General features: G+C 63.1%; 23 protein-coding genes and 2 pseudogenes. 1 reads left to right on the top strand and 24 read right to left on the bottom strand.

Translation table 11 applies throughout. The features are described 5' to 3' along the window. Positions 1 to 94 precede the first annotated feature (94 nt). The 17 genes and pseudogenes from DFS13_RS38380 to DFS13_RS38300 all read right to left on the bottom strand — a co-directional run. A pseudogene (locus DFS13_RS38380) lies at positions 95 to 1,036 on the bottom strand (error-prone DNA polymerase); the annotation flags it as partial. Further along, a pseudogene (gene imuA, locus DFS13_RS38375) lies at positions 960 to 1,646 on the bottom strand (translesion DNA synthesis-associated protein ImuA); the annotation flags it as partial. The pseudogenes DFS13_RS38380 and imuA, both read right to left, overlap by 77 nt. Before the next feature lie 72 nt (positions 1,647 to 1,718). Continuing rightward, on the bottom strand, positions 1,719 to 2,630 hold the full coding sequence (locus DFS13_RS38370) for an SOS response-associated peptidase family protein (RefSeq protein WP_027811105.1): 912 nt from the start codon (positions 2,628 to 2,630) through the stop codon (positions 1,719 to 1,721). A 672-nt stretch (positions 2,631 to 3,302) separates the two neighbouring features. Then, positions 3,303 to 4,196 (bottom strand): hypothetical protein, encoded by an 894-nt coding sequence (locus tag DFS13_RS38365; protein WP_027811104.1) that lies wholly within the window; start codon positions 4,194 to 4,196, stop codon positions 3,303 to 3,305. Positions 4,197 to 4,204: 8 nt separating this feature from the next. Next, positions 4,205 to 4,342: a hypothetical protein gene (locus tag DFS13_RS40530; protein ID WP_153260042.1), complete on the bottom strand. Its 138-nt coding sequence runs from the start codon at positions 4,340 to 4,342 to the stop codon at positions 4,205 to 4,207. 262 nt (positions 4,343 to 4,604) lie between these two features. Continuing rightward, positions 4,605 to 6,047: a DUF1173 domain-containing protein gene (locus DFS13_RS38360; RefSeq protein ID WP_027811103.1), complete on the bottom strand. Its 1,443-nt coding sequence runs from the start codon at positions 6,045 to 6,047 to the stop codon at positions 4,605 to 4,607. Between the two features lie 15 nt (positions 6,048 to 6,062). After that, positions 6,063 to 6,275 carry a hypothetical protein gene (locus DFS13_RS38355; RefSeq protein WP_034192229.1) on the bottom strand — a complete coding sequence of 71 codons (213 nt, stop codon included), beginning with the start codon at positions 6,273 to 6,275 and terminating at the stop codon, positions 6,063 to 6,065. 29 nt (positions 6,276 to 6,304) lie between these two features. Then, complete coding sequence (locus tag DFS13_RS38350; protein ID WP_027811101.1) at positions 6,305 to 6,973, bottom strand: hypothetical protein; 669 nt, start codon at positions 6,971 to 6,973, stop codon at positions 6,305 to 6,307. A 14-nt stretch (positions 6,974 to 6,987) separates the two neighbouring features. Next, positions 6,988 to 11,556 (bottom strand): YadA-like family protein, encoded by a 4,569-nt coding sequence (locus DFS13_RS38345; protein WP_027811100.1) that lies wholly within the window; start codon positions 11,554 to 11,556, stop codon positions 6,988 to 6,990. 380 nt (positions 11,557 to 11,936) lie between these two features. Further along, positions 11,937 to 12,419: a protein-disulfide reductase DsbD N-terminal domain-containing protein gene (locus DFS13_RS38335; RefSeq protein WP_034175799.1), complete on the bottom strand. Its 483-nt coding sequence runs from the start codon at positions 12,417 to 12,419 to the stop codon at positions 11,937 to 11,939. Further along, a complete protein-coding gene (locus DFS13_RS40085) occupies positions 12,416 to 12,889 on the bottom strand; it encodes a hypothetical protein (protein WP_125380539.1) in 474 nt (157 codons plus the stop codon). Before DFS13_RS40085 ends, DFS13_RS38335 begins: the two co-directional genes overlap by 4 nt. 50 nt (positions 12,890 to 12,939) lie before the next feature. Beyond that, complete coding sequence (locus tag DFS13_RS38325) at positions 12,940 to 13,449, bottom strand: hypothetical protein (protein WP_027811097.1); 510 nt, start codon at positions 13,447 to 13,449, stop codon at positions 12,940 to 12,942. Positions 13,450 to 13,575: 126 nt separating this feature from the next. Continuing rightward, entirely contained in the window at positions 13,576 to 13,974 is a 399-nt protein-coding gene (gene bamE / locus DFS13_RS38320) for an outer membrane protein assembly factor BamE (protein WP_027811096.1), read from the bottom strand. Positions 13,975 to 14,028: 54 nt separating this feature from the next. After that, complete coding sequence (locus DFS13_RS41060) at positions 14,029 to 14,298, bottom strand: hypothetical protein (protein WP_224755996.1); 270 nt, start codon at positions 14,296 to 14,298, stop codon at positions 14,029 to 14,031. Between the two features lie 155 nt (positions 14,299 to 14,453). Next, positions 14,454 to 16,433, bottom strand: coding sequence for a zeta toxin family protein (locus tag DFS13_RS38310; RefSeq protein ID WP_027811094.1), 1,980 nt, complete (start codon positions 16,431 to 16,433; stop codon positions 14,454 to 14,456). A 14-nt stretch (positions 16,434 to 16,447) separates the two neighbouring features. After that, complete coding sequence (locus tag DFS13_RS38305; RefSeq protein ID WP_027811093.1) at positions 16,448 to 16,708, bottom strand: hypothetical protein; 261 nt, start codon at positions 16,706 to 16,708, stop codon at positions 16,448 to 16,450. A 33-nt stretch (positions 16,709 to 16,741) separates the two neighbouring features. Next, positions 16,742 to 17,368: a phospholipase D family protein gene (locus tag DFS13_RS38300; RefSeq protein WP_027811092.1), complete on the bottom strand. Its 627-nt coding sequence runs from the start codon at positions 17,366 to 17,368 to the stop codon at positions 16,742 to 16,744. Positions 17,369 to 17,631: 263 nt separating this feature from the next. Between DFS13_RS38300 and DFS13_RS38295 the strand changes: the two genes are divergently transcribed. After that, on the top strand, positions 17,632 to 18,024 hold the full coding sequence (locus DFS13_RS38295; protein ID WP_027811091.1) for a hypothetical protein: 393 nt from the start codon (positions 17,632 to 17,634) through the stop codon (positions 18,022 to 18,024). Between the two features lie 37 nt (positions 18,025 to 18,061). Here the strand turns inward: DFS13_RS38295 and DFS13_RS38290 are convergent, their stop codons facing one another. Genes DFS13_RS38290 through traN form a run of 7 tightly spaced genes read right to left on the bottom strand, consistent with a single transcriptional unit; the run spans position 18,062 to position 25,695 of the window. Then, complete coding sequence (locus DFS13_RS38290; protein WP_223274480.1) at positions 18,062 to 21,997, bottom strand: conjugal transfer protein TraG N-terminal domain-containing protein; 3,936 nt, start codon at positions 21,995 to 21,997, stop codon at positions 18,062 to 18,064. A 2-nt stretch (positions 21,998 to 21,999) separates the two neighbouring features. Further along, positions 22,000 to 23,445, bottom strand: a complete 1,446-nt coding sequence (locus DFS13_RS38285) for a conjugal transfer protein TraH (RefSeq protein ID WP_027811089.1) — start codon at positions 23,443 to 23,445, stop codon at positions 22,000 to 22,002. After that, on the bottom strand, positions 23,445 to 24,254 hold the full coding sequence (locus DFS13_RS38280) for a conjugal transfer protein TraF (protein ID WP_027811088.1): 810 nt from the start codon (positions 24,252 to 24,254) through the stop codon (positions 23,445 to 23,447). Before DFS13_RS38280 ends, DFS13_RS38285 begins: the two co-directional genes overlap by 1 nt. Beyond that, positions 24,251 to 24,445, bottom strand: coding sequence for a hypothetical protein (locus DFS13_RS38275; RefSeq protein ID WP_027811087.1), 195 nt, complete (start codon positions 24,443 to 24,445; stop codon positions 24,251 to 24,253). The genes DFS13_RS38280 and DFS13_RS38275 overlap by 4 nt, the downstream gene beginning before the upstream one ends. Beyond that, the gene (locus DFS13_RS38270; protein WP_027814060.1) at positions 24,442 to 24,942 is read right to left on the bottom strand and encodes a hypothetical protein; all 501 of its coding nucleotides are present in this window, start codon (positions 24,940 to 24,942) and stop codon (positions 24,442 to 24,444) included. Before DFS13_RS38270 ends, DFS13_RS38275 begins: the two co-directional genes overlap by 4 nt. A gap of 58 nt (positions 24,943 to 25,000) precedes the next feature. Beyond that, positions 25,001 to 25,393 carry a hypothetical protein gene (locus DFS13_RS38265; protein WP_027811085.1) on the bottom strand — a complete coding sequence of 131 codons (393 nt, stop codon included), beginning with the start codon at positions 25,391 to 25,393 and terminating at the stop codon, positions 25,001 to 25,003. After that, positions 25,390 to 25,695, bottom strand: a complete 306-nt coding sequence (gene traN / locus DFS13_RS38260) for a conjugal transfer protein TraN (protein ID WP_258400030.1) — start codon at positions 25,693 to 25,695, stop codon at positions 25,390 to 25,392. Before traN ends, DFS13_RS38265 begins: the two co-directional genes overlap by 4 nt. Between the last annotated feature and the right edge of the window lie 70 nt (positions 25,696 to 25,765).

Below are 25,765 nucleotides of genomic sequence, written 5' to 3'. Positions count from 1 at the left end.
CATTACGCCGCCCTTGGACTGGCGCCTATGTGCCGCCCCTCAAGTGGCGCCCTTATGCCGACCCCGCATTGGCTCCATAGCGCCGCCCCGTGACATACGGCTCCAGTCCACCCTTGCGCTTCCATGCCGCCATCGCGCGGCGCAGTTGGTCGGCCTCGCCGGCGGAGAAGCCGGCCGCGAGCATCGCGACCTGCATGACCTGCTCCTGGAAGATCGGCACGCCGAGTGTGCGCGCCAGTGCCTTCTCCATGCCTTCAGATGGAAACGTGACGGGCTCCAGCCCTTGGCGCCGGCGCAGAAACGGATGCACCATCCCGCCTTGCACGGGGCCCGGCCGTACGATCGCGACTTCGATCACCAGGTCGTAGAAACACTGCGGCCGCAGTCGCGGCAGCATCGACATCTGCGCGCGCGATTCGACCTGGAACACGCCCATGCTGTCGCCGTCGCACAGCATGTCGTAGGTCGCCTTGTCTTCGGCCGGAATGTCCTGCAACTCGAACGTCTCGCCGCGCTTCTCCGAGATCATGTCGAGCGCGCGGCGCACCATCGATAGCATGCCGAGCGCCAGGACGTCGATTTTGAGAATGCCGAGCGCCTCGATGTCGTCCTTGTCCCACTGGATGATCGAGCGATCCACCATCTTCGCGTTCTGGACTGGCACAAGGCGCGTGAGCTTGCCGCGGCTGATCACGAAGCCGCCCGAGTGCTGCGACAGGTGTCGTGGATAGCCGAGCAGCTGCGCGGCAAATGCGGCCCACTGCTGATTCAGCGGCGCGTCGGGGTCGAGGCCAGCCTCGGCAAACCGCTGCAGCAGATCCGCGCGCGAATCGAACCAGTGGTGCTGCTTCGCAACGCGTTCGACGATCGCCGGATCCACGCCGAGCGCCTTGCCGGCCTCCCGCAAAGCGCTGCGCGGCCGGTACGTCGTGACGGCGGCCGTCAGCGCTGCGCGATCGCGGCCGTACTTGCGGTAGATGTACTGCATGACCTCTTCGCGACGCTGATGTTCGAAATCGACGAATCGGCGAGGGGGACAAGGGAACGAACAGCGGCGTATCGCGTGCAGGCCCGCGGCGCTTCACGAACGTGACGTCGACGCCGTCGCGCTTGGGTGCCAGCGCGAGTCGCAATGGCGCCGGCGACGCGTCGCGCGCGGCGGCCGCCGGCCGGAAGAGGTAGAACAGCGCCTGGCCGCTCTGCGCGGCCAGATTGAGCCGCCGCAATGCGTCCGCGCGCACGTGCGACTGCCAGAGCAGCACGGCGGCGCACGTGCCAGCACGCAGCGCCTGTTCGGCGGCCCACAGCGCGTCGGCCGAGCGCGGTGCCGGCAGCATCACGAAGCCGGACGGATCGATACCCCAATACGCGAGCGCCAGCGGTTGCAGCGCATGCGGCGGCTGGATCAGCATGACCGGCTTGCCGGCCGCGCGCGCGAGCACCGGCGCCAGCAGCCGGAGTTCGCCGATTCCAGGCTGCGGCGCGAGCAGTTCGATCAGCGCGCCGGGCGGCCATCCGCCGCCGGGCAGTTCGGCCGTCAACTCCGGATGGCCCGTGTCGACGCCGCGCACGCTCGAGCGCGCCAGTTGGCTGGCTCGCCATAAACTCGGATGGATTGCTTCTGGATGGGCGAGAGCGGGGTGCATGGGGTCGGTTCGCAAAATACTGTATGTTTGTACAGTATATGACAGAGATAACCGTCCCTCCAACCCCCGGGTTTACGCAGCGAGCTGGTGCTCGTAGTACGGCCGCTCGCGGTCGGCGAGGATGTCGCGCAACTGCGCGCGCCGGCTTGGATCCGGTGCGAGCCAGGCGTCGACGTTCGAGGATTTCAGCGGAATCACACACCTGTCGTGCCCTGCGGCCGCGACTTCGGGCGGCGGATCGTCGGTGATCGCCGCAAACGACCAGAGGTCGTCGGCACCGGGAATCTCGGTGCACGTCCATAAGCACGCGAGCTGCATCTGCTGCGGTGGTGTCGGATCGAAACGCAGGATGACGTCCTTCCCGTCTCGGTCGACGTGCTCGAAGAACGTGTCGGCGAGCACGATACCGTGCGTGAAGCCAAACACCTTGCGCCAGGCGGTGCCGAGCGAGTCGAAACGCGCGTTGTAGCTTCCCTGCTTCTGTTTTTCTTCCGCCTCGGTCCAGCCCGGAATACGGCAGCGGTACCGCATCGGCACGATCAGGCGCTTGCCGTCGAGTTCGATCAGCACGGGCGCATACCAGCCGGGGAAGATCCGCGAATCACGCTCCTGCAGGTCCTGCCGGCGAAGATCGTCGAGCCCGCGCGTTGCCGCATCGATCTTGTTCGTGGCGATTCGGACGTCCTCGCTGGCCTTCTTCGTGATCTTCGCGGCGAGCTTTTTCTCGGCCGCGGCCAGCCGCGCGCGTTGCTCGAACAGAGCGGTCTCCAGCTCGCGTGTTCGCTGGTTTCGATACGCGGCGATCGCGGTAGTGATCTCATCATCGACACCTGCGAACGCGGCGTCGACAGCTTTCGGGATCTTGATGTCAGCCCCGGATGCGCGCGCGAAGAAGATGCGCCGGAACGTCTCGATGTCCATGTCGGCGCCGTAACGTCGAACGTACTCTCGATAGTTCGCCTGGATCTTGGCCGAGTAGCACATCGTCGCCTCCCATAACCATTGCTCTTCCGACAGAGTATCGCGCTCAGGCACGGGCTGAACAGAATTGTGAGGATTCCACTCGGGTTGGGGGCGGCCCCGTTCTTGTAGACATGGGGGTGTGGAGCGGCAGGGAAAATTTTGGTGGGGGCGATCCATTTGACCGTTAGTTGCGTATTAAGATACCCCCCCTCTCTGAAAGCTAAGCTGCCGAGGATAGTCGATGGTGCTTGCGGGCAGTCGGGCGCGCACGCGCGCGCGCTGATTTCGGGGTGCGGCTTTGACGCGCCCCGAAATCTTTTGTCGCGCCGTTAGCGGTGCGGCGGCCAGCGGCCGCCGTAGCGCTTACGGCCTGCCGGTGGAAAGCGCATGCAGCCCGTGGGGGTTTCCTGCCAAGCGGGCGAAGCCCGCGTGACACCGCGGCATTGCCGCGGGTCGATATGGGGTATAGGTAGAGATAGGTTCTGACTAAGCCCCGACACTTAACGGCGAGCCGTCCCGACAGTTAAATGCACTTATCCACAGTTGCGAACGGCTAGGCGGCGACACGGCGTCAGAATCCAGGCCGAAAACCAGCGAATGAGACACCAAATACCGGCAGAAGACGGCACGACGGCGGATCCGCGCAAGCGCCATCCTCGCGGTAGCGATAGATAGGAGGAAACCGTTTGTACGCTAGGCGGGTGGGGCGAGCTGGTTATGCGCGACCCGGAAACACCGGTCGCGGTCCCAGTCCGGGTAGATATCTTTGAGTTCGCCGGCGCGGATCATGATCGCGCGCTCGAGATCGGCACGACGATCGTCGTCGGAGCGCGTGCTCCGAGCGACGGCCTTGGCCTGAGCAGCGGCCAGTTTGTCGGTGAGCAGCGTGCGCAGCTGGCCGGCACTGGCATGGGCCTTCCGCTCGGACTTGCGCGCGGCATTACGCCGGCGCTGCGCACGTAGGTGGGCGCGAGTGCGCTCATGGCGCAGCCACTTGCCCAGGCCGAATTGTTCGAATAGTGCAGGCGTCACGTAGCGAATGGCGGCAAGCCCACGATAGCGCGGCCCTTCGTCGCCGACCGCCACCTCGCACTGCGGCCGGCTTTTCACCAGCCGTGCGGTGACCAGGTCGCGCAGCGCGCGCTCGGCACGGCGCACCGAGAGACCCGCCTGCTCGGCCAGGTAGGGCAGGGTGAAATCCACCCAGCCGCTCTGCGCCGGCACTGCAATACGCAACGTCGAGACATCACAAAATTTGACGAGCGCTCGCACCAGTTGCACGCACGCTATACGGCGCTCGCTGCGCTGCTGGCGGCGGCTTCCATTGGCAGCGTTCAGGGCCGGCAACCAGGCCTGCGGCGTTTCGAGATATCGGCCGAGGCGCAACTTCAACTCGCGCAGCAGCCGGGGGCTGTTCGCCGGCGCCGGACACGGAATATCCGCCGGCCAAACGCGCTCGGGCAGCGACGCGCGTCGACGGGGGGCGTGCGTAGGCGCGGCCATCCAGTCGTCGCTGGCGGCCGGACAGGTCGGATTCATCGGGGCGTGCGCCAGATTCGGCGACGTACCGGGAATCAGCCGAGTCATGAGCTGGTTCAGTCCGTACCCGATACCCTCGAATTTTGGATATCCGGATCGCCGCCAGCCGCTACCACGGGGCGGAGCGGCAGCGCCGTTGCATCTGTTTTCAATGCCTCACCGACAATACGGCCAATGTTGTTCTGGATCATCATCTGATGTGCTGATTCGTTAAGTTGCTGTCACATAGATGACGCTTGACAGGGCACGCTTCTGTTCTAGAATCCGAACTTTCTGGTTTGACGCCTGCGACGCCGAAGGTCCCTGTCGTACGTCATCTTGGTCGCGCCCCGAGTGCAATCGGGGCGTTTTTTTTGACTGGCCTATCCAGTCCTCCGTATTCGTTAGCGCTACACAACATTCCAAAAGAATCGCTTTCAGTCCAGCGGAACTAGGCGATTCCATGACCAGTTGCACTCACAACCAATTCGCCGGTCGATCCTCATCGGTATAGGGCGGTTGATCATCGAACCTCGGGGGCGGCTCATCGACGACCGGTGGTTCGGCGAACAGCGGAGTCGGATCCGGTTCCGTTTCGGGCGCCTTAACCACCGTGCGCGTTCTGTTTTCGAGCTCGCGCGCAATCGCGGAGCCCGGTACCGCTAGGGCATTCGTGGCCGCTGCCGATGCGAGCGGCCGCGGTTGCCGTTGGGCCTTCCGCGCCGCGTCGAAGGCGGTCAGGGGAAGCGGGGGCATCACTTCGGTCCCCGGCCGCCAGATCCATGAATCCAGTTCCGACTCCGCGATAAGCGTGTCTAGCTCGGACTGGTAGCCGGACGACACGTCGGCCGGCACAACATAGAGCGCCGTACCGCGCTCGGCGTCAGTCAATAACGCCGTGGCGATTGGATGCTTAGCGGTCTGGTTGTAGCGCAGGCACTTCTGGTAACGACGGGTGGCCAAGGCCTTCAGAAGCGCGTTATCGGCGAGCGATTCGAACGGGATCCACGATTCGTTGGCCAGCATCATCGACACCTCCTGGACGGTGGCGATACCGGCCGCTGACAGGCTCGCGGTGGCGATGACCATGAGGTGGGTGCCTTCCGTTGCCGCCCAGATCTCGAGCTCGGACGCGAAGACCTTCTCGATCCGCTTCTTGGTCTTCTCGTCGACCATCAGGCCATAGTCGGGTAGATGCTTGATGACCAGCTTGAAGCCAAAGCGAGCGGTCGCGATTTCCTTGAGCTCACCGATCACCAGCACGAAGTGCGGCTTCCCGGATTCGGAAACAGAAATCCGGGCGAGATGCTCGGTGCGTCGCTGGGCGATGCGGTCCTTCTGGTCGCCGACGAACATCTCAGGGACGTACAGCATGTCCTCGAGGCTCATCTTCTTCGCATTCTTGCCCGCGACGGCCAACAGCAGATATTTGCGGACCACAGACCAGTTCCGCTTGCCGGCCATGGCCGGCGACCAGCGATTCAGGCCGGCCTGTTCCCAGAGGTAGTGCAGCAAACCCCGCAAGGTCAGCTTCTTGCCATCCGTCTTGATGCTGTCAGGCTCATCGCCAGAGGGCTCCGGCATCTCCCGCGAGGCACCTTTCGCCAACGCGAAACCGAACTTGAGGGTGACCTCTCCGGATTCCGGATCCTCGACGATGGCCGACCCCTCTACATCGCCGTAACCGCTCAGGCCGGGCGGGGTTTCGTACGAGTCGCAGCCGAGCTTGTGCTTCGCGCCGGTACCGGGCATACGCTTGACCTGATACCGCCCCTCGAAACGTGCGATGTACATCGGAATCGGTGGGGTCGAGCACAGGCAGAGCGGACGTGTCTTTGCCTCGTGCGCAGCTGGCAGTTTCGCGAGGAAACTATTGCTTCCCGCCTCGTATTCCAACCCGTCTAATTCAAAGTTCTGCATGCCAGATCTCCTGGTTTAAACGGCGGCTGAGCGCTTGGCCGAGCCCCTCAAGGGCGCTTTGGCAGAGCGGGGATCGGCCTCTCGGACATCTAGGCCGCGCGCGCGGGCCTCAATCAGCAACTGGACGAGTTCCACGGCCTCGTCGGCCGTCATGTCGCCAGCGATCGCGGCCGACACGATGCTGTGTGCTGTCACGGGTTTGCCACTTCGAAACACCTGATCGGGCATGGGAAGCTCCGGTATGTGGATGGGGTAGCTCAATCGCTGTCAGGCGGGACGTCGCCGAATACGGTGCCGAGCGCAATCGCACCGAGCAGTTCACGGGCGTAGGTGACCGACGGTATGGCGTCTCCGAAATAGGCATCGACGCCATACGGATTCGTACACCACAGACCTTCGCCGCTGACGAAGTCGAAACAGTGCCCGTCGACGTCGACCGATTTGCCCGCGGCCAGCGCCTGCACGAAGGCGTCGGGCGTTGGGAGATCCAGCGCCGGCCAATCGCCGGCTTCGATTGCCGCCTTCGTGTTGGCACGTCGCTCGTCGGCCGCCTTCTCTCGCGCCAGCTCGTTCTCGGCTTCAGCCAAGGCCTCCGCCAGTTCAGCCTCGGCGTTGGCCTGGTCGACCTGCGCCCAGTCGACGGCACTTTCGAATGCGTCTCGCAACACGGGCACGTCGGCGAGCAACGGCGAACAACTGAGATCGTCGGCACCGACCAGGACAAGATCTCGGCCGAGATCGCTCGCCCCATAGCGTGCCCGTTTCAGGAGTGCGTTCCGCGCTTCGGATCCCTCATCGGTCGTGCAGATCGCCATCGCGTAGTCGACGCGAGCCTGCAGCGCGCGCTCGAAAGCAATCGGCACCTCAGGATTGCGCAGACCGATGCCTGTCACCACGTCCGGTCCAGCAGGAAGTTTCGAATTCATGGTGATCTCCTTGGTTACCAGACGAATCCCGCACCTACACCGGCGGCCACGGTGCCGCGCGTATCGGTCGAGCCGTTCGCCTTCAGAATCCAGTGGCCGGCATACGTTGAAATGCCGAGCGCCATGGCGGACTGCCCGCCGTACGTCCCGCCCCCGATGGCCACCATGCTCTTTCCCGGCGCCGGCGCCTGGGGCAGACTGGCGATCGCGACAGCCGCGGCGATGCCGCCATTGGCGTCACGTCGGTCGTGTTCGATGCGGTTGCTCAGGTTCGTCACCGTGTCGTTCAGCTGCTGGACGTTGACGGCATCGGTCGGGGCCGTTCCGGCCGAGACATTGGTCAGTGTTCGCGTCGTACCGGTCGCCGAGTTGCCGATCGACACCGAATCGTCGCGATCGGCCACTGAACCGGCGCCCAGCGCCACGGCATTGGCGCCAGTTGTGCTCGCACCGCTGCCGACCGCGATCGAGCCGCTGCCTTGGGCAACGGCACCCACGCCGAGTGCAACACTGCGATCGCCGGTGGCCACCGCATTGCTGCCGATAGCCGTCGCATCCGTGCCGGTTGCAACTGAACCGGCGCCGGTGCTGTTGAACGCAGCATATTTGAGGCTGCCCTGGCCGGGCTCGGGGAGGCTCTGGCTGAACCTCGACGGAAGGATCGCGCCAAGTCGGGCAGAAAGTACATCGATCGCGCTGGTATTGGCGGCGACGTTCGCATTCGTGGCAAAGAGCTGAGCCCCGTTGACCGCATCCGCGCTGGTTGCTGATAACGCGCCGGGCGCCAGGTTATGGATGGTGACGGCCACCCCGGCTCCGAGCCCTCCAAGCGTCACGCTGAGCTTCGTGAGATCGTCGTAAGACAGTGCGTTACCGGCGATCGTATTGACCGTACCGATAACCTGGTTCAACTGGCCGACATTGACCGCGTCGGTGACGTTCACACCCGCTGCCACACCAGAGACGCGGCGCGCGCCAGCCAGGCCGCTGACGTCGATGTTGGTGCCGCCTGTGCCGGCACCGATCGTAATCGCGCCGGCACTCGAGCCGCCGCGTTGTTGCACGAGTCCGACGGTACCCGTAGCGAGCTGGCCAGCCAGGGCGGAGACGCTCTGGTTCGTCGCATAGAGTTGACGTCCCGAGACCGCGTCGGTGCTGTTCGCCGTCAAGGCCGCATCAGCGACGTTGGTTAGGGCGACGGGCGCGCCTGCCGTGCCGAATGTGACCCGCGTATGCGAGGCGTCGTCGTAGGCGACCGCGCTCGCGCCGAGCGCGCTGGCCTGAGATGCCACGCCCTGCAGCTGCTGGAGGTTGACCGCATCGGTGGCGTCAGTGCCGGCAGCTACGCCCTTGACCTGGCGCGCGCCGGCAGTGCCGGCGATGTCAAACGCCGTACCGCCGGTGCTGGCGCCGACCGTGATCGTGCCCGTGCTGGAACCGCTGGCTTGCTGCACCAGGCCAATCGTACCGGCCGCCAGTCCCGATTGCAGCGCGGCCAGCGTCGCCCCGCCGTTGGCGACGCCGGTGGACAACGACGACACGGCGAGGCCAGTCGACGTCGACAGCATTGCGATCGAGACCGCGTTGGCGCTGATCGCCTGGTTGGCGGTGTAAAGCTGCCGACCAGACACGGCGTCCGTGCTGGTGGCCGTCAGTGCCGCGTCTGCGACGTTGGTGAGCACGACGGGCGATCCGACGCCGGGGGCGCCGAGCGTGACGCGCGAATGCGTCGAGTCATCATAGGAGACTGCGCCGTCGCCGACGGCGCCCACAGCCGCCGTTACGCCCTGCAGTTGCTGCAGGTTGACCGCGTCGGTGGCGTTTGTGCCGGCGGCTACGCCCTTGATCTGGCGCGCGCCCGCAGTTCCGCCGACGTCGAGCGCGATGCCGCCGGTGCCGGCGCCGACCGTAATCGTGCCGGTGCTGGCGCCGCCGGACTGCTGCACCAGCCCGACAGTCCCGACCGCAAGACTGGACGCGAGGGCTGATATGCCGGCGTTGGCCGAGGACAAGCCGGTCGACAGCGACGCCAGGCCATGGGAGACGCCGGTCGAGAGAGAAGAAAGCGCCGTGGTCGTGCTGGTCGACAGGCTCGCGATCGAGACGACGTTGCTGGCGATGCCCGTGGAAAGCGAGGACGCTGCCGCCAGCGTTGACGTGGACAGGGCAGCGATCGCGCCGACGTTTGCGTTCGTCGCCTGCTGGGCAGCATAGAGCTGCCGACCCGTGACAGCGTCGGTGCTGCTCGCGTTCAACGAGGCGTCCGCGAGGTTGGTCAGGGTCACAGGCGACCCTGATGCACCGAGCGTGACGCGGGTATGCGACGCGCCGTCATAGCTAACTGCGCTCGCGCCGATTGCGCCCGTCTGGCCTGCCACGCTCTGCAGCTGCTGCAGGTTGACCGCATCGGTGCCGTCGATGCCCGCGGCAACGCCCTCGACCTGACGCGGTCCAGATGTGCCGGCCACGTCGAGGGCCGTACCGCCGGTGTTGGCCCCGACCATGATCCGGCCACTGCCGGTCCCGCCGGTCTGCTGGACCAACCCGACGGTTCCGGCCACCAGGCTCGACGTGAGAGACGACACACTTTCGTTGGTCGCGGACAAGCCAGTCGACAGGAGCGAGAAAGTGGCAGCCGTGCTGGATGAAAAGCTTCCGAACAAGGCCGCACTATTAACCGCGCCCGTCGAAAGCGACGACGTGACCGCCTGCGTTGAAGTAGACAGTGCGGCGATCGCACCACTGTTGGCATTCGTCGCCTGCTGCGCGGCATAGAGTTGCCGGCCGTTGACCGCGTCCGTGCTGCCGGCGTTCACGGAGCCGTCCGCGAGGTTGGTCAAAGTGACTGGCACACCCACCGCACCAAAGGTGATGCTCGTGTGGGACACATCGTCGTAGACGACCGCGCTCGAGCCGATTGCGCCTGTCTGAGCCGCCACGCTCTGCAGCTGCTGCAGGTCGACCGCATCGGTAGCGTCTGTGCCTGCGGCCACACCCTTGACCTGCCGCGCGCCCGCGTTGCCGGCGACGTTGAGCACCGTACCGCCGGTACTGGCGCCGATTGTGATCGCGCCCGTGCCGGCACCGCCTGCTTGCTGAACCAGACCAACGGTCCCTGCAGCCAAAGCGGACTGCATTGCCGAGAGTGTCGCGCCGTCGCCGGCCAGGCCAGTCGAAAGAGACGAGATCGATCGGCTTGTCGTAGTCGACAACGTCGCAATCGCGCTGGCCGTGCTCGTCGACAGACTTCCGATCGTTTGTGCGGTCGACGTCGAGAGCGACACGAACCCTGCAGCCGTGCCCGTCGACAAGCTCGCGACCGTCGTGCCGACGTCGGACAGCCCAGTTGAGAGCGAACCAAAGCCTGATGCCGTACTGCTCGACAGACTCGTGATGTTGGCCGTGTTGCTGGCGAAGCCCGTCGACAGCGACGTGACAGCCTGTGCGGTCCCGGTCGATAACGAACCGATCGCACTGGCCGCGCCGGTTGACAGGCTGCTGACCGTTTGAGCGGTCGACGTCGACAGTGACGAGAACCCTGCAACCGTGCTCGTCGACAAGCTCGCGACCGTCGTGCCGACGTCGGACAGCCCAGTTGAGAGCGAACCAAAGCCTGATGCCGTACTGCTCGACAGACTCGTGATGCTGGCCGTGTTGCTTGCCAGGCCCGTTGACAGCGACGTGGCTGACTGCGCAATACCGGTCGACAAGCTGGCCAACGCCGTACCGGCGCCGGCCACGCTGGTTGAGAGCGAACCTACGCTTGAGGCTGCACTGCTCGACAGGCTCGTGACGTTGGCCGTGTTGCTCGAGAGCCCTGTCGATAGCGACGACAAAGATTGTGAGGCGGTGGTTGACAGCGTAGCGAGTCCGGAAGAGACGGCGGCAACTCCCGTGGCATTGTTGGCGGTCGCAGTCGACAGCGACGTCACGGACTGACTCGTCGACGTTGAGAGACTCCCAACTGCCTGTCCCATGTGATAGAGCTCGGATCCGTTGACGGCGTCGAGACTTGTTGCACTAACGGCGCCGGCGGCAACATTAGTCAGTTGCCTCGGACTTTGCGGCGCACCGAAACTCACCACCCCGTTGGACGTTGATCCCGCCACCGAGTAGTTCTCACCAGCAATAACGAAGCTACTAAGCGGGTGCGCGGCGCCGGTCGTGGATCCCGATCCGATTGCGACATCCTGCGAATTGTTCGCGACGGCGCCGGTTCCGATCGCGACGGAACCATTGCCCGCGGCAGTGGCGGCGGAACCCATTGCCGTTGCATTCGTACCGGCCGCCGTCGTATTGCCGACCGCTACCGCATTCGTCTGCGCGGTGCTGGACGTCCCGAGCACGATCGAATCGGCTCCGGCCGCCGTCGACGCGTAACCAAAGCTCAACGAGCGCGGCCCGGCAGAGGTAACCGCCGTGCCGATCGCAACGGAATAATCGCCAGAGGCAACGGCACCATTCCCATCTGAAAGCGCACCGTCTCCGGACGTCTGAGCATGCACTGGACCAGCCATCGATGCGATCGCCGCGGCGATCGCGATCGATAAACCGCTTGGTGTAGGGCGTTTCGAAAATTTCATTACAATCCCCGCTTAACAACGAGTGCCCGGTCTACGGGACGTTTACGCCTGCGCTCGCGCAGGACCTGGAGCCCTCTGTTCCTGTCCTCCGCCAAGATTCCGGGAACAGAGGGGGTTTCTTTCGGCAACATCGCCATCGATCTGACGGCGCTGCCTTTGGTGAATCTCAAGCACGGCACCCTCGAAGGCGTCGCGCAGCATCGGGATATCGGCAGTCAGGGGCGGGAATTCCCCATCGTGGATGCCGACGCATGCGCGAGCGGGTGCTATCGCGTGGTGCCGAGCGGCATGGAGGTGGCTGAACCACTTTGGCGAACCGGGGTCTGTCGTACAGACCGCATAGGCGTACTGGGCACGCGAGAAGGGAGAAAGGACGGCCGTCATCGCGACGCCTCCGACTGCGACAGCAGTGCAGCAGCAATCACCGGAAAGGTCCGCTGCATCGGCGGATAGCAGATCTGGTTGATTGCACAGCCTTGATAGGTCACCGTGAGGCCGAACATCTCGCGAGCATTGACCGGCACACGCAACGTCACTTCTCGCTCGAACACCTCAACCGGACGCCCAGCACTCGGATCAGCGACGACCTTGCCGGCGCGGTGCTGAATTGAACCGAGGTGCGCGCGGCCGTCATCACTCGCGACCCGGAAGCGGTCGCCGTAAAGTCGGTAACCGTCAGCGATCGCAAAATGGAGGACGACAGCGCCACGTTCTTCGGTCATGCGAACGCGGAACGCTTGCTCGGGCGACAGAAACTCCTGCGCGTGTGCCTGGCGAGCGAGGACACCGCCAACGATCCACGCAAGCAACGCCAGCGACACGGCCACGACTAAACGGTGCAGAACGCGAGTTCGAGCGGTCATCGCGCACCTCGCTGCTTCCACGCCGATTCAGTGCGGGCGAGAATATATAAGACCGGCAGCGCCAGTAGGCTCCAGAAGTACAACGTTGCGCCGGCAACCATTCCGTCGAAACACAAGTCGAAAGCCGATTCCGCCAACCCGGCCGCCGACGAATCGAAGTTCCCGACGATCACGATCATCAACAGCATGCAAATGAAATAGACACACATGCCGAAACGGTGCAAACCGCGTTGCGCACGACGTAGTGCGCTCCACGTTCCACGTCGAGTGCACGTCGAACGTACAGCCGCCAAGAACAGTAGCGCCGTAACAAACGCGGCGATGAACACGGGCTCCGTGCTATTCCAGAATCCGAGCGCATCAAGGTAAGCAATAGGCGCAATCAGTAACCAGGTAACGAGCGCCAACACGCCAAGCATGATTCGCACATGTCGACGATGAACGGGGGGGTGAAGGGGACGCGTATGCATACGGCTTTCTCCTTTACATGCCGCGTATTTGTCCAATTCCATCGTGGTGTTCAGTTCGCAGACCCACTGACCAGATAGCGCAGGGCGTCCTGACCGCCTGCCGCCGCGGCTCGACGCATGAGTTGCATGCCGATTTCCTGATCCGAATCGGTCGCCGCCGTGGTGTGGCCGAAACCCGCGTGCTTTTGCAGGTGCATGCGAGCAACCAGGTACATCGCTGTCGGTTCGCCAGCGTCTGACTCGGCCTGGAGCAAGCCCGGATAGTCGCGATTGAAATGAACGGCAAGCCATGTACCGGCGGAACGACTTCCGGCTTTCAGGGCGGCCTCCATCGCAGGTCGCATGTCGAAGTGCTCGCGCGAGCGAGCCCAGGACTGCAAGGGCCCGTTTGTGCAAGTGATGGAAAACAGGCAAGCCGCCGCCGCAAGCGCGACCGCCGCGCCCTTCAGCGTGCGTTGGGCAGAGGGATCCGTGTTGGTCAGGATCAACGTGCCTTTTGGCCAGGCGATCGAGGCTGCAGCTCGCCGGCGCTCGATGGAAGATGCGCGATATCGATTCATTGCGGGTGCCTCTACAGAAACGCGAGATCGGGGAAAAAGACCAGCCGGCAAGCCGGCTGGCGTCAAAGGGAAGGCGCAAGGTAAGGAACAGCACCTTCCCGCCACTAAATTGCGATCAGGCAGGCGCTACTGGCCGATGCCTCCCTTGGCCACGTCGGTGGTCTCGGCAAACGTGTATTTCTTGACGACCCCGCTGTCGTCGAACAGCACTGTCAACGTCTTCTTCCGCACGTCAGCGCCATGTGCAAACGCACCGACGATCGGGACGAAGTTGATAGCGTGCGGCGTGGCGTGCGCCAGCTCGTATGTCCAGATCTCGAGACCCGAATCGGTGAATGTGGTCTTGTTCGGTGAACCGAAAGCATCCTGAACGTCCTGCTTCGTGCTCTTGCCCTGCTGGATTTGGGCCTGAACGCTTGATTGCGTCGCGGATTCGAGGTGCTCGTTGCCAGTGGTGGCGCAACCGGCAAGTAACGCAGTGGCCGACAACGCGACGATCAGGAGCGTGTTCTTCGTGAATTTCATGGTCTTCCCCTTGGTGTGATCAACAGTCAAAAATGGCGGTGATTCGTTGCTGGCCTAATACAGGCGGCCGGATCGCGCCGCTTCACATACAGTGCGATACCAGTCGTCCATGTGGCGCCTGACCTGCAGCTCGACGTAGCTGATGTACGGTCGCCACCACGCGTAGAAAAGCGAAGCGACGAGGCCGGCGAACACGTACATCGGCAGCGAAGCGCGCGGCTCGACGACGATCGGGTAGTCGAGGTGGAATCCGTTGGAGATCAGCCGCCACCAGAGCAACAACGCCGGTGCCCATGCCAACCAGCACAGTGCGAGCCACTGCACGACGTAACGCGTCGCCCAATCGGCTTCGATACGCAGCAGTCTCGGACTGGTCCACAGCCGACGGCGAATGTGTCGACGTTCGGCCAGATAGAGCCGCGTAAAATGCGGAACGGGACGCACACGTCGGGGGCGATTGAAAATAGACATGGCGGCCCCTATCGCTCGATAGAAAGCTGGTGGTCGTGTGATCGGTCTGCGCGTTCCGCTTCGTGATCGCGCTCCCTGACCTGGTGCAGCGCGCTGTCCGGCGAATACTGAATCGCGATCTGCTCGCCGACCTCGACATCGCGGGACAGACGATCGCGCGGATAGACGATGCCAACGGTCTGACCGATCTTGACCAGCGAGTGGTGCGTCGAGTTGGCGAGCACCTCACCGCGGTAGTGGCGCTCCAACTGCTGCGCATCGCGCAGAATCAGGTTGTGGTAATCGCCGGCCAGGCCGATCGCCCGGCGCGAAACATCGTCCGGCACGTCACCCTCGGGTAGCTGGCCCCGATGGATCTGTTCGGACAGGTTGGCGCGTTCGATTTCGCTGTGGGGAACCGTGCTGATCGAGGTCCGCGTTTCGAGGTGGTGGTAGGCCGCGTCGAGCTCGGGGAAGAGGGCGAGCGCCTGGTCACGGCCCAGCGTGTCGAACGCGCGGCCGCGCTCCGCGTCGCGCGCGTGGTCAACGGTACGCCGGCGCGGCGCGCGCGCCGTATCGACTTCGACCTCCGTCTTTGGCTGATCCGGTTGGCGTGCAGACGGCAGAATGGCCCGTTCGCGTACCGGCTCTATGCCACCCGGATCGACGACGACCACACGACCGTCCACGATGCCCAGATTGTCGACGCCCTGATCGCTCCAGTGGTATCCGCGCTGACGAAGCGCGTCGGCCGTGCGCGCGACGTCGGCCGATGTCACGCCTCGCATATCGGCGCGGGGCATGATTTCGTATCGCAGATTGCCTTCGGTGCCGCTCGCCACCGGCTGCAAGACCTCGGGAATTTTTGGCCGAACGGCAAGATCGCCGGTTCCGAGCCGCACCACATGCTTGTCGTCGGCCGCCAGCACGACCGACGACGCGCCGGCGTCCAGCGGTGTCAGGTGAGTCATCCCGTGCGAGCGAAGCCTGGCCTCGAGGGCGGGCAGATGGCGCGACGCAGCGATTTCCTCGGCGACCGGATCGGGGAAGTGGCCACCGACGTTCGGCACGTCACGCGTCATCGACCGGAGGACGTCGCGCAAGCCGCGCTCCGGTGCCGGCCGCGCATCCGCAGACGCTCCGTTGACCCGTGCTTGCGCATCCCTCTCCGGGACGCGTAGCGCCTGCTCACGACGCAGCGAGATGTCGGCAATCTCCGGCGCCGGCGCGCCTCGGCCTGTACGAGCGTCACGAATGTCATCGAGCATTTGAACGTGATGGGCTATCTCGTCGCGGGTCATCGGACGCTCGCGCTCATGCACGATCGACGCCGCGGCCGCTTGCGGCTCGCGCCATTCACCCTGATGCAGTTCGTTGCGGTATATCTCGCGGTGATGCCGATCGACGATCAGGATTCGATCCACTGCCTTCTCACGCTCGAGCAATGCGACCGTTTCCACCATGCCGGCATACGCCTGGTCGTGCTGCTCGCGATTGACCACCCGTCCCACGCCCGTCGTCGCGATTTCGCGCTCGGTACGCATCTGCGCACGCGTAAGCGACACGTCCGCTGGCATGGCCACGCCCCGAACCTCCAGCGTGTAACCGCGGTCCTTGAGCCGCCGCGCCAGATTGCGCAGGCTATCGGGGTTACGCATCGTGCCGTCGACCACAAGATCACGGCGCACGTCGGATGCGGCCGTGGTTAGCCGGCCCGCCCACCGGCCAGCATCGGCATGCGTCAGGTCGGCTGCATGTTGCGGATCCTCGCGAAGAAGCCGGCTGTACTGCGGCAGGTTCTCCCTCATGCGATCGGCGTCGATCAAAACGGCACCACCGCGCTCGTTGAGTTCGCCCATCGCCTGACGCGCAATGGCCGTCTTGCCGGCACCGGGTTGGCCACCGATGAGGATCGCCTTCGGCTCGGCTTGCTCGCGGCTGCCGTCAATCGCCTCGCGCTCCACTCGCGCATACGCGCGCTGCATCACGACATCCGGAATAGTGTCCATGATGGGCTCCGGAATCAGGCGTGACCGATGTTCAAGCGACGGACACGCAGGCCGTAGATGTCCAGCGCACGAGCGATCGCAGCCGCATCATCCGGATGCAGCGCATCGCGAGCGGCAACCAGAGTCTTGCGTTCCGCGTCGGCTATAGCGATGCACTCCGCATCCGGCTCGCTGCGCGACTCCTCTTCAGCGATGACGGCGACATAGTGGGCGATCAGCTGCCCGATCGTCTGGCAGGCGACTTCGAAATCGACATGAGGCATCGTGTTCTCCATTAAAAAGTTCGGCTTACGCGCGTGATTGCCGGGTCAAACACCTGGGTAAGGCTTCGATTCATTCCATAGGCGCGCCCACGCGGCGCGCACGGCTGCGGCGACCGTGGCGTGATGCCAGATGACGAGGACGTTTTCAGCGTTGTGATTGGCACCGGCCTGCGTGTAGTTCATCGAGCCTGTCTGGGTCGTATCGCTATCAGCGACGATGAACTTGTCGTGCATGAGCGGTACGGCCATGTCGATGCGAACCGGTATTCCGGCCGCGACGAGATCCGCGAGCTTCGAGCCGCGGCCGTCAAGCTGGGAGCGGTCGAGGACGACACGGACCTGGACACCAGCGCGGGCGCGCTCGATCAGATGGGTAACGATGCGACGATTGGTGAGCTCGTAAGCGGCGACGTCGAGCTCCGACTGCGCGCTGTCGATCACGCTCAGCACGAGCGCCTCGGCCTGGCCGTCGGGTGAAGTCGCGAATTGGACGGAGGCGTGGTCGCCAGAGCCTGCGCTTTCAGAATGTGAGGCGTTGTCGGCTGGGTGCTTCAGAGAGCTCGCAAAATGCCCAACGGACGACGACAAATTGCCGAGATCCGGCGTCGGCCCGTCATGCAGCACGTAGTAGCCGACACCGGCCGTGATCGCGAGGAAGAGGAGAAACTTCATGCCGACCTCCCGACGTGGGAGGCGTGGCCATCCGCTGAATAGGAGCGGGCGCAGGCGTCGTAGCTGTGCACCGAGGCGCAAGCAGCAAGAAGCAGGGCAGAAAACGTGAGCGCGACCAGACGCACTCGACTCACCGTCGAGATCGCGCTAATTAAAGACGCAAATGAATTGACACCACGACGAATTACGTCATCAAGGATTAACTTGCCAGTACGAGAAATCAGGCGTAACGTCGATACTAATTGCGTACGGGGGCGCTCATCATGGACTATGTGCTTGCGAATTTCATGGCGATAATGGCAGCAGCGATTTTCTCGGTTTTCACATCGTTTATCGCCTCGCGCAGTGGCCGATTGATTTACCGGAAAATCATGTGGGGCTATCTGACCACGCTCCTGGTTGCGGCCATCGTGATTACGGTAATGCAGCTGCCCTTTACCATTTTGGCTTTTGGCGCTCTCTTTTCCTGCATCTTCGGCGTGTTCGCCCAATTGGGCGTTGCAGTCAAGCTGGGCCATCTCATCATGACCGGCGCGCACTATGATGACGGCTGGAACACCGCTCGTTCGAGCAACAATGCAAGCAGCGACCTCTCGAACGATTGGTTTTGGAGAGACCAAAGAAATCAGATGAGTCATAGCGATTGGCGTCATTGATTGGGGAATTACCGTCCGGGGCCGCAAGGCCCCTTTTTCATTGGTTGTCGGGATCATCGTTTGCAACGCCCGCGCTCGGGAGCGACTTGACTCCACGTGCGTCATCTGCAGAACCGCGTCCTAGTCGACTCGCCGAAGCCAAAACGCTCGGGGAAGTGGCCGCGCCGCTTACCGCCGAGTCGTCGTGCGGAGCAGATGCGTCGGCTCCGACGGTTGCGGCATCGAGGTATTGCGAGGGTGTCGATGGCAAGGCATCCCCTGCAGCAGATGACCCGCCTGGCGCGCGACCGATCTGCACCTTTCTGTCGACGCCACCGACTTCTGACCCGACGCTTGCGAGGCCGATGCCACCGGACGGCGAACTTCTCCGGCCAGCTGGTTCAGGCGCGATAGGCGCCGGCGTAGCCTGCTCCTGACCAGAGTTAGCTGGTTTGACGTTGTCGATTCGTGAACCAGGGTTGCCAGCCGTCGTTCCAGGAGCCATGACTGAGACCCCGCCGCTACGCTTCATTGATGCGGTCGGCAAGCTACTTCCCCGACTTCCATCGTCAACCACCCGGCGACCCCGTATCGAGCCGACGGGCCGCGCTACAGCTTCTTGATCAGGGCTGGGTAGCTCCGGAGACGGCCGGCTGTATGTCCCGTCAGGAGCATCGGGCACTCGACGATCACTCTGCCGATGTGACATGTGATCATTGCCGGCCGGCAGAGTCACGATCCTGAAGTCAGATTCGGACAGACGCGGTTGAGTCGCGGGCGAGCCCGTGCCGGTTTCCGTCGCTCGAGCGGCTTCAAGAGTCGGGCCATTTCCCGTAGTTCGCGGATGTAGGAAGTTTTCAATTGGTGCCGAGGTGGACGTTGTTCCAGCCGGCCCGCTCGGCTGAATCGAGTTCACCCATGCCGACAGGGGCCCCTTGCTATCGGAAGCTGACGGCGCCGCGGGCGGAGAGGAAAGCAAGCGGCCCGGCGCCCGCTCGGGCGTCATGAGCGGCTTGTTGTCGGCCGACGGATCGACGTGGTCACGCACCTGCTTGATCGGCGCGGCGGACTCGCTCGCGACCCGTTGCTGCGTAACATCCACACGGTGCTGTGCGTCGGTCACGATTTGGGGCATCGGCGTCGCAACATCCAGGGGTGTCGTATCCACTGGTCCAACCGCACCTGCAAAACGCTGGAACGACGCGGGGGCACTTGCACCAACGCCGGACTGGTTGCGTTGGTCCTGGCGAACGACGTCGATGCCGCTCGCAGGGAGAGTAGACCCATCACGAGCCGTGGTCGGCAACGTCGAGTTGCGCGAAACGATGTCGCGCATCGCTGCATCTTGGGCGACCAGCTGAGCGATCTGCGGGGACGGCAACGTCATCAGCTGGCTGTATCGGATACCGTTGCGCGCAGCGACCGCCTGCAGGTTCTCAGGCGTCATCAGGTTGGTCGAGGTATCTACGCGCGAAACCACTTGCGTCGATCCGCGCTGGCGCACGTCTGCGCTGCGAGTGAGATCCGCTGCAACGCGAGAGCCGGACGAAACCTGGTCCGTCAGAGACGCCGACCGGTCGCGGCGAACGTGCTGCCCGGACTCCATTCCGGTGGAGTCATTGTGCATCTGCGAGCCTTCGTGAGAGACGTTATCGCTCTCGGTGTAGGCGGCCAAACTACTGTTTTGATCGACGAATTTTTGTGCGTCAGAATTCCGCCAAGACTTCGTATATCCACCTTCGCCCGAAACATCGAGACCAAACTTCAGACTCGACTGCCCTTTCCCCGTGCCACCGCCATTTGCATAATCCGCAGCCCGCACCTTCAATCGATACGCATCCCGAATCGCTTGAACTTCGTTCGGCGATTTTCCAAGTGACTCGGCCTTACGAGCGAGTTTGTCTTCTTCTGCTTGGTTAAAAAGAGGCGAGTTCGAGACCGGATTGCTGCTTCCTTGCCGACCATTGCCGGAAGGCCCACGCCCGCTACCACCGGCTGAGCCGCCGCCTCCACCGCCGGCGTTGCCGGACGGCGCCCCATCCTCGCCAAACGACTTGGCAAAGCCGCCACCAAGCATGATCGAACCTTTGGCTCCTGCAGAAGTTGTACCGTCGACGGAGTGCGACTGATCTATCGCATATTGCTGATCATGTGCGGTCCGCCGCTCACCTGTTTGGCTAGACGAGGCCCGCGTACCCGAACTGGAATCGTCGGACAGGCGCTGTGAGCTTCCACGCTCCTGGCTGCTCGAGACACTGTTCGTGCTGGACGCAAGCTGCTCCCGCCCAGCGAACGTGGAATTCGTGCGGTTTGCCGCGACACCCGTCGAGGTGTCGGTGCCGAGCGACCGCTCAAATGCGTCCTGGGACGTGGCCGAAACGCCGAGGCTGTTCTGAAACTCGGTGCGAGCGATCAGGCCATTGGCAAAGTTCGTGAAGGCCGAGCCGGTCCCGGTATCGACGTTCATCGACCCGGTGCGCGACTGCACAGTGTTGTCGTACTTGTTCGCCGAGGTCACGTTGCGCGACGCGTTATCGATCGACGACGAATCCATGTGCACGTTGCCGATGTTTTCGTCGCCTTGCGCCTGTTGACCACCGATCTGTTGAGCAGAGCCGGTCAACGCGCCGCTCAGTTGAGAGAACGCACCGACAACGCCGGCCGATGCGAAGTTCAGCAACAGCCACGCAAGGGGAGGCGTAATAATCACCATGTATCCAAGCAGCGCCTGCTCGTCGAGCAACGTCTGTCCGAACTTCGCCGCCATGCCGAACGGCACGCCGGCCTGCAGCGACATCGAGCGCATCTCATGGCTCAGGTGAATCAGCGACAGCCCGTTGATGACCGCGAAGAGCATCGGCCAGACAGACACCCATGCCACCGTCTTGGCGTACATCGCGAGGATTCGTTTGGCCCCATCCGCGCCGCTGATCAGGCAGAGCACCAGAATGAGCGGGAAAACCGCATAGATGATCGCTTCGGCATAGTTGCGAACGGTCGGCAGCGTGTTCTTGGCGAGAATCGCCATGGAGGCGAGTGAGCCGTTCGTCGCCACTGCAGCCTGGGCAGAACTCATCAACGCATTGACCTCGGCCACGCGCGCCGGATCGTTCAGCATCGCGGGCAGCTCCGCTCCCGCCTGGCGCCATACGTTGTTGAACATTGCCTGTCGTAGCGCCGACGACGCGTTCTGCGACGACTGGAGGATGAAGCCGTACGAATCTCCAATCGCGTTGACGAATTCCGCCTTCGCCATGGAGGGGTCGGCGATCTCCGGATACATCTCGCTGCCATACATCTGCTCGGCCGCTTGCTCAGCGTCCTGTACGCGCAGCAGCAACAAAGTGCCGGTCGCGGAACAGGTGTCCGTCGTAGGGTTCGCGGTGAGGGTGTTCGTCGTCACATATCGGGCAGGGCTCGTCGACGTGAACACGGTATTGAAGGGGTCGGTGCCGTTCATGATCGTCTTCGGATCAATCGCGCCGTCCTGGATGTCGTAGACCGTGCACTCCTTGAAGAACTGGATAAGGTCAGCGTGCAGCCCCGGATCGGTGATTTCAGCCTTGTTCACCTTCTGCAGCACGGAGATGCCGAAACCCACATCCCCCTTTTTCAGGGTCAGCGTATCCGGCACCGAAAAGATCGTTTCGTACGACTGTGTCAGCACGCGAGAGATGAGCGTGAAGCTCTGGGCAACCGCGGCGAGATAGGCGGGGACGTGATCCACCTCCCGAGTCGGCTGCACGTTGTTGACGTCCGTGATGAACACGTTCTCGACCGGTAGCAACAGCAGCTGCGTCATCAGCATCGCGGCGGCGAACCACCGGAAGATCTCATAGCCTTTCCGGCCGATCGCGACGATCGTCCAGATTACGACGCCGCTCAACAACGTGTAACGGATGAGACCTGTCCAGGTTCCGCTACCCATGAAAGACGCGATACCCTGCATGACGTAGTACAAGGTATCGACGTTCCCATAGGTGTCGATTTCCATGTTCATTGAGTCCCCCCGCCGTTCAACGTCTGGCCAAAGGCCAACGAGTTCCGAAGCGAGGACGACACATTCGCGTGCACGGCGCGCTCGATCGATTGGAGTTGCTCGACCAGTTGCCACGCGTTCGACGTCTGGCTGAAGGCTTGCATCACTGCGCTGCGTGCTTCCGATTCGACCGTGTCAATGTTGGTATTGAGCTTCGTGGCCTCGTCGAGCAGCGACGTGCTGGATTTCACGGTGCCGTAACGCGCGATTGCCCGGCGAAGATCTTCAGCGGATCCGTGGATATACGCTTCGGCGTACTTGGCAGCGATCAGCGACTGGTAGGTACTCAACAACTGGTCAGCCAGAGACGAATTGTTCAGACGCGTGCCGACCGCGATCATTTTGTAGACCGGCAGGTCCGTCATGCTCAGGAACCGAAACGTGTCCGCCGGGTTCGGGATCGCGGAGCGCGATGCGATCGCATCCGTGATTACCTGCAGCTTTTGCTGTACGAGCGTACGGAAGGGGGTGTATCCAATTTCCTGAACTGACGGATTCAGGCACTTCGTCGTCTCGTCACACACGTACACCTGAATCGTGGTGCCACTGTTCGCAGCAGGATCGTTACCGACCAACTCCTGCACCGTGAGGCTGCCGATTCGCGGCAGGAATACAGGATTCACCTCCGTGCCGCCCGAATCCGACGGGTCGGGAAAAATGACCGTCCCCACCAGCGACATGAGGAATTCGCGATCCGACGTGCTCAGGTCCGGCAGCTGCTGCAGCGCCTGCCACGTCACATTGCCGTACGGCTGCTTGGCCGCGAGATTGGAATCCGATGCAGTGGCCGTATTGATCGTCTGCGCCGCTTGCGCCGAGCTGTTTCCGGTATTTGTCCAGGCATCCGTCATATCCGAATACAGGTTCGTGAATGGCCCGAGCGTGTCGGCCAGGTTCGCCTGCTCTTTTTTCCATGCAACAGGCGTCACCGCATTGACGATGCCCTCAGCGGCCTGGCACGAGTCGATGTTCATCCGGTTGACGTCGCGGGCGATGGTCTGCAACGACTGCATGACGTTGTCGCAGGTCGGGCAGAGGTTCTGCAGGGCAAGCTTGAATGCGTAGCCCAAGGCGTTCGAGCCGATGTTGCGCAGCAGCGCAACAAACTGCTCCTTATTGATGAAGCTGAACCCGCCGGCAAACAGGTCAATCCCGCCGCAACCCGCACCCCATTCCGGGGCGGTGACGCTCGCGAGCTGGTAAGTCTTGTGTGGCGTGCGCATGAACACACTGCCGCCGCTGTACATATCCATCGTCTCGCCCTGCAACGCCCGAGGGCTCGATACGTTGCCCATGGCGTTGATTGAGTCGAAGACCTGCTGCATCGACATCGCCTGCGCACACACCGGGGCGATGGCAACCACTGCAGCCGTCAGTACGGCAAACCAGCGTGTCGGTTTCATCAGAAAAGCTCCCCGGGCTGCGAGGCAGTGAGAACGAAAATGCGGTCGATGATGTCCTGGAGGGACATCGTTCCCGAGCCGATCATTGCGTGGTCGCCGGTCTCTTTGGACGCAATGAAGAGGGCGGGCACCTGCTGCACACCCCAGACCGACGCCTGACCGTGGTCAGGCGTCGGGTTCGGAAACTCGCCAATACCCCGACCGTCCAGAGAGACCGGCAGCACGTCGATGCCATAGCGCTGCGCGAGCAGCACAATCGTCGGGGCCATCGCATGGCAGTACGGGCAGTCCGAGCGGAAGAAGAAAATCAGGCCGTGCTTCTGCGCGAGTGCACGCAGTTGCCCGTCCTGGTCGGAATCCCGGGTCCGGTCATAGGTATGGACAGCGACGTTGTTGGTCGGACGCTTGAGCGAGTAATCGAGGCTCGGGTTCTGCCATACGACTCGGCGCCATTGATCGGCGAAGACAGCGCTCTTTTGCTGGACGTACTCCCAAAGCTTGATGTACTCCTTGATGTGCTCGGGCGTCGGGTCCATGTTTGCGACGTCGAGTCGGTGCTTCAGTGCCTCGCGCATCTCGTCGGCCGACTTGATCTGATCGAAGTCGTCGGAATCGACCGGTTTGGCCGCGCTCGCACCCGCGGGCGCCGCGGGCTTGTCGTCATCGCAGTACCAGTTGAATTTCTCTTGCCCGTCGCAGCTCCAGGCGGACTTGTAGTCCAACCCGTCTGCGTCCGCAAACGGCGGCACCAGCAGCGCTGCAGGAAGCAGGACCGCTACCGCGAGCCGGAATCCACGGAATGCGCTCATGGCCGGCTCCGCTGCGCGTCGACTTCAAAGCCGGCGTCCTCGAGCAACACGGAAATGGCTTCGCGCGACGGCGCGGCGCCGTGCGTTACCCGGAAGGTCGCGCGGTCACTGGCGGCACCAGCAAAGAGATGGCTCGGCAAGTCGGGCGCCGGCGCGGCGCGCATACTGGTGATCGTAATCTGCAGTCTCACTTCACCTCTCCTTCGCGGATTGCACGACTAAGTTCGGCACGCGGCCGTCCGATCGAGTCGAGACGTCTGCGCAGTCCGATAGGCGAGGGCGGGGAAACGCCGAGATCCGTCGCAAGCATGACGACGACAGCAACGAGCCACGCGACGAACAAGCCGTGACCAACCTGAGGGGCGAGCGTCGTGATCGGCACGTCGTCAGTGCGCCAGTGCATACAAATGGCGGCCGACGGCGCGTGGCGAGCCGCCGTATCGGTGCATGTCCGCAGTCGGATCGTGTCCGGATTCGTACCGCTTCCAGCCGCCTGTTCGAGCACGGTCGTTGCCATACCCGTGAAAGACCCATGATTCAGTATTGCGAGCGCGACGACGGGGACGGCCGCCGGCACAATGACGAAAGCGAAGAGGAATCGCCGCACGTAGCAGGGCAGGCTGGCGAGTAGCGCATAGCGCCAGTTCGAGCGGACACGCGAAGGGGGAAACAGGCTTTCGATGGACATGATCAACGCTCCTGGGTAGTGAGGGTTTTGAAATCTGCAACCAGTGGGCGGCCCCGCGTCACGGTGTATCTCCTGCAGGTTGCGCCGGCGCCGCCGGCGCCAAGCCAATCGGCGGAATTCGATCGCGGCAGTAGTTCATCTTCACGTCCAGACGCCCGCTGGTTTCGCCCGCCTCGGTCTGGATGCCGCGGACGTCGAACAGCACATCCAGACGCTTGCAGCCAGGCCGCGGCAAGTCGCCGATCGAGCGAGCCGTGACGTAGACCGGACCGTTGGCGTGCAGCTTGGTGACGAGTGAACCCGCAACGGGTCCACGCAGCGCGCCAAACGCTGACCCGTGATCAATCGCGTCGATGAGAACTGCACTGAAGTCGTCGTAGCTGCCGGCGAAGGCGGCGGCCGGCAGCGCAAAAATCGCAGTAGTAAACGCTGCGGAGACGAGGCGCTTCATTGGGATACCCCTTTGCCGCTTCCGATCGATTGCCGCACGCGCTGCAGAATCGCGTCCTCGTCGACGGCTTTGGACTGGATCGAATTGACGAACTCGGTAAAGTCGATACTCGAAAAATCGATACGCTGCAGCTGGTCGGCCGTGAAGCCACCGCAGCCTGCGAACGGGATGCCGAGTTGCGCCTTGCCCTGCTGGTTGACGAGCTTCGCGATCAACGAATTGAAACAGCAGTAGCTCTTCTTTTCCTCGACGCAAACGCCGAGCACGCGCTTGGAGCTGCGTATTCCGGCGAACGTGATCACGCATTTCGGCGGATCGTGATCATGGATTCCGAATGATCGTGATCACCCGTTTCGGTTGATCGTGATCGCT

Source organism: Burkholderia sp. 28_3 (assembly GCF_003253915.1).
In the GTDB taxonomy this organism is placed as follows: domain Bacteria; phylum Pseudomonadota; class Gammaproteobacteria; order Burkholderiales; family Burkholderiaceae; genus Burkholderia; species Burkholderia cenocepacia.
Note: the sequence above shows the minus strand (reverse complement) of the source record. Positions and strands in the feature narration are given on the sequence as shown.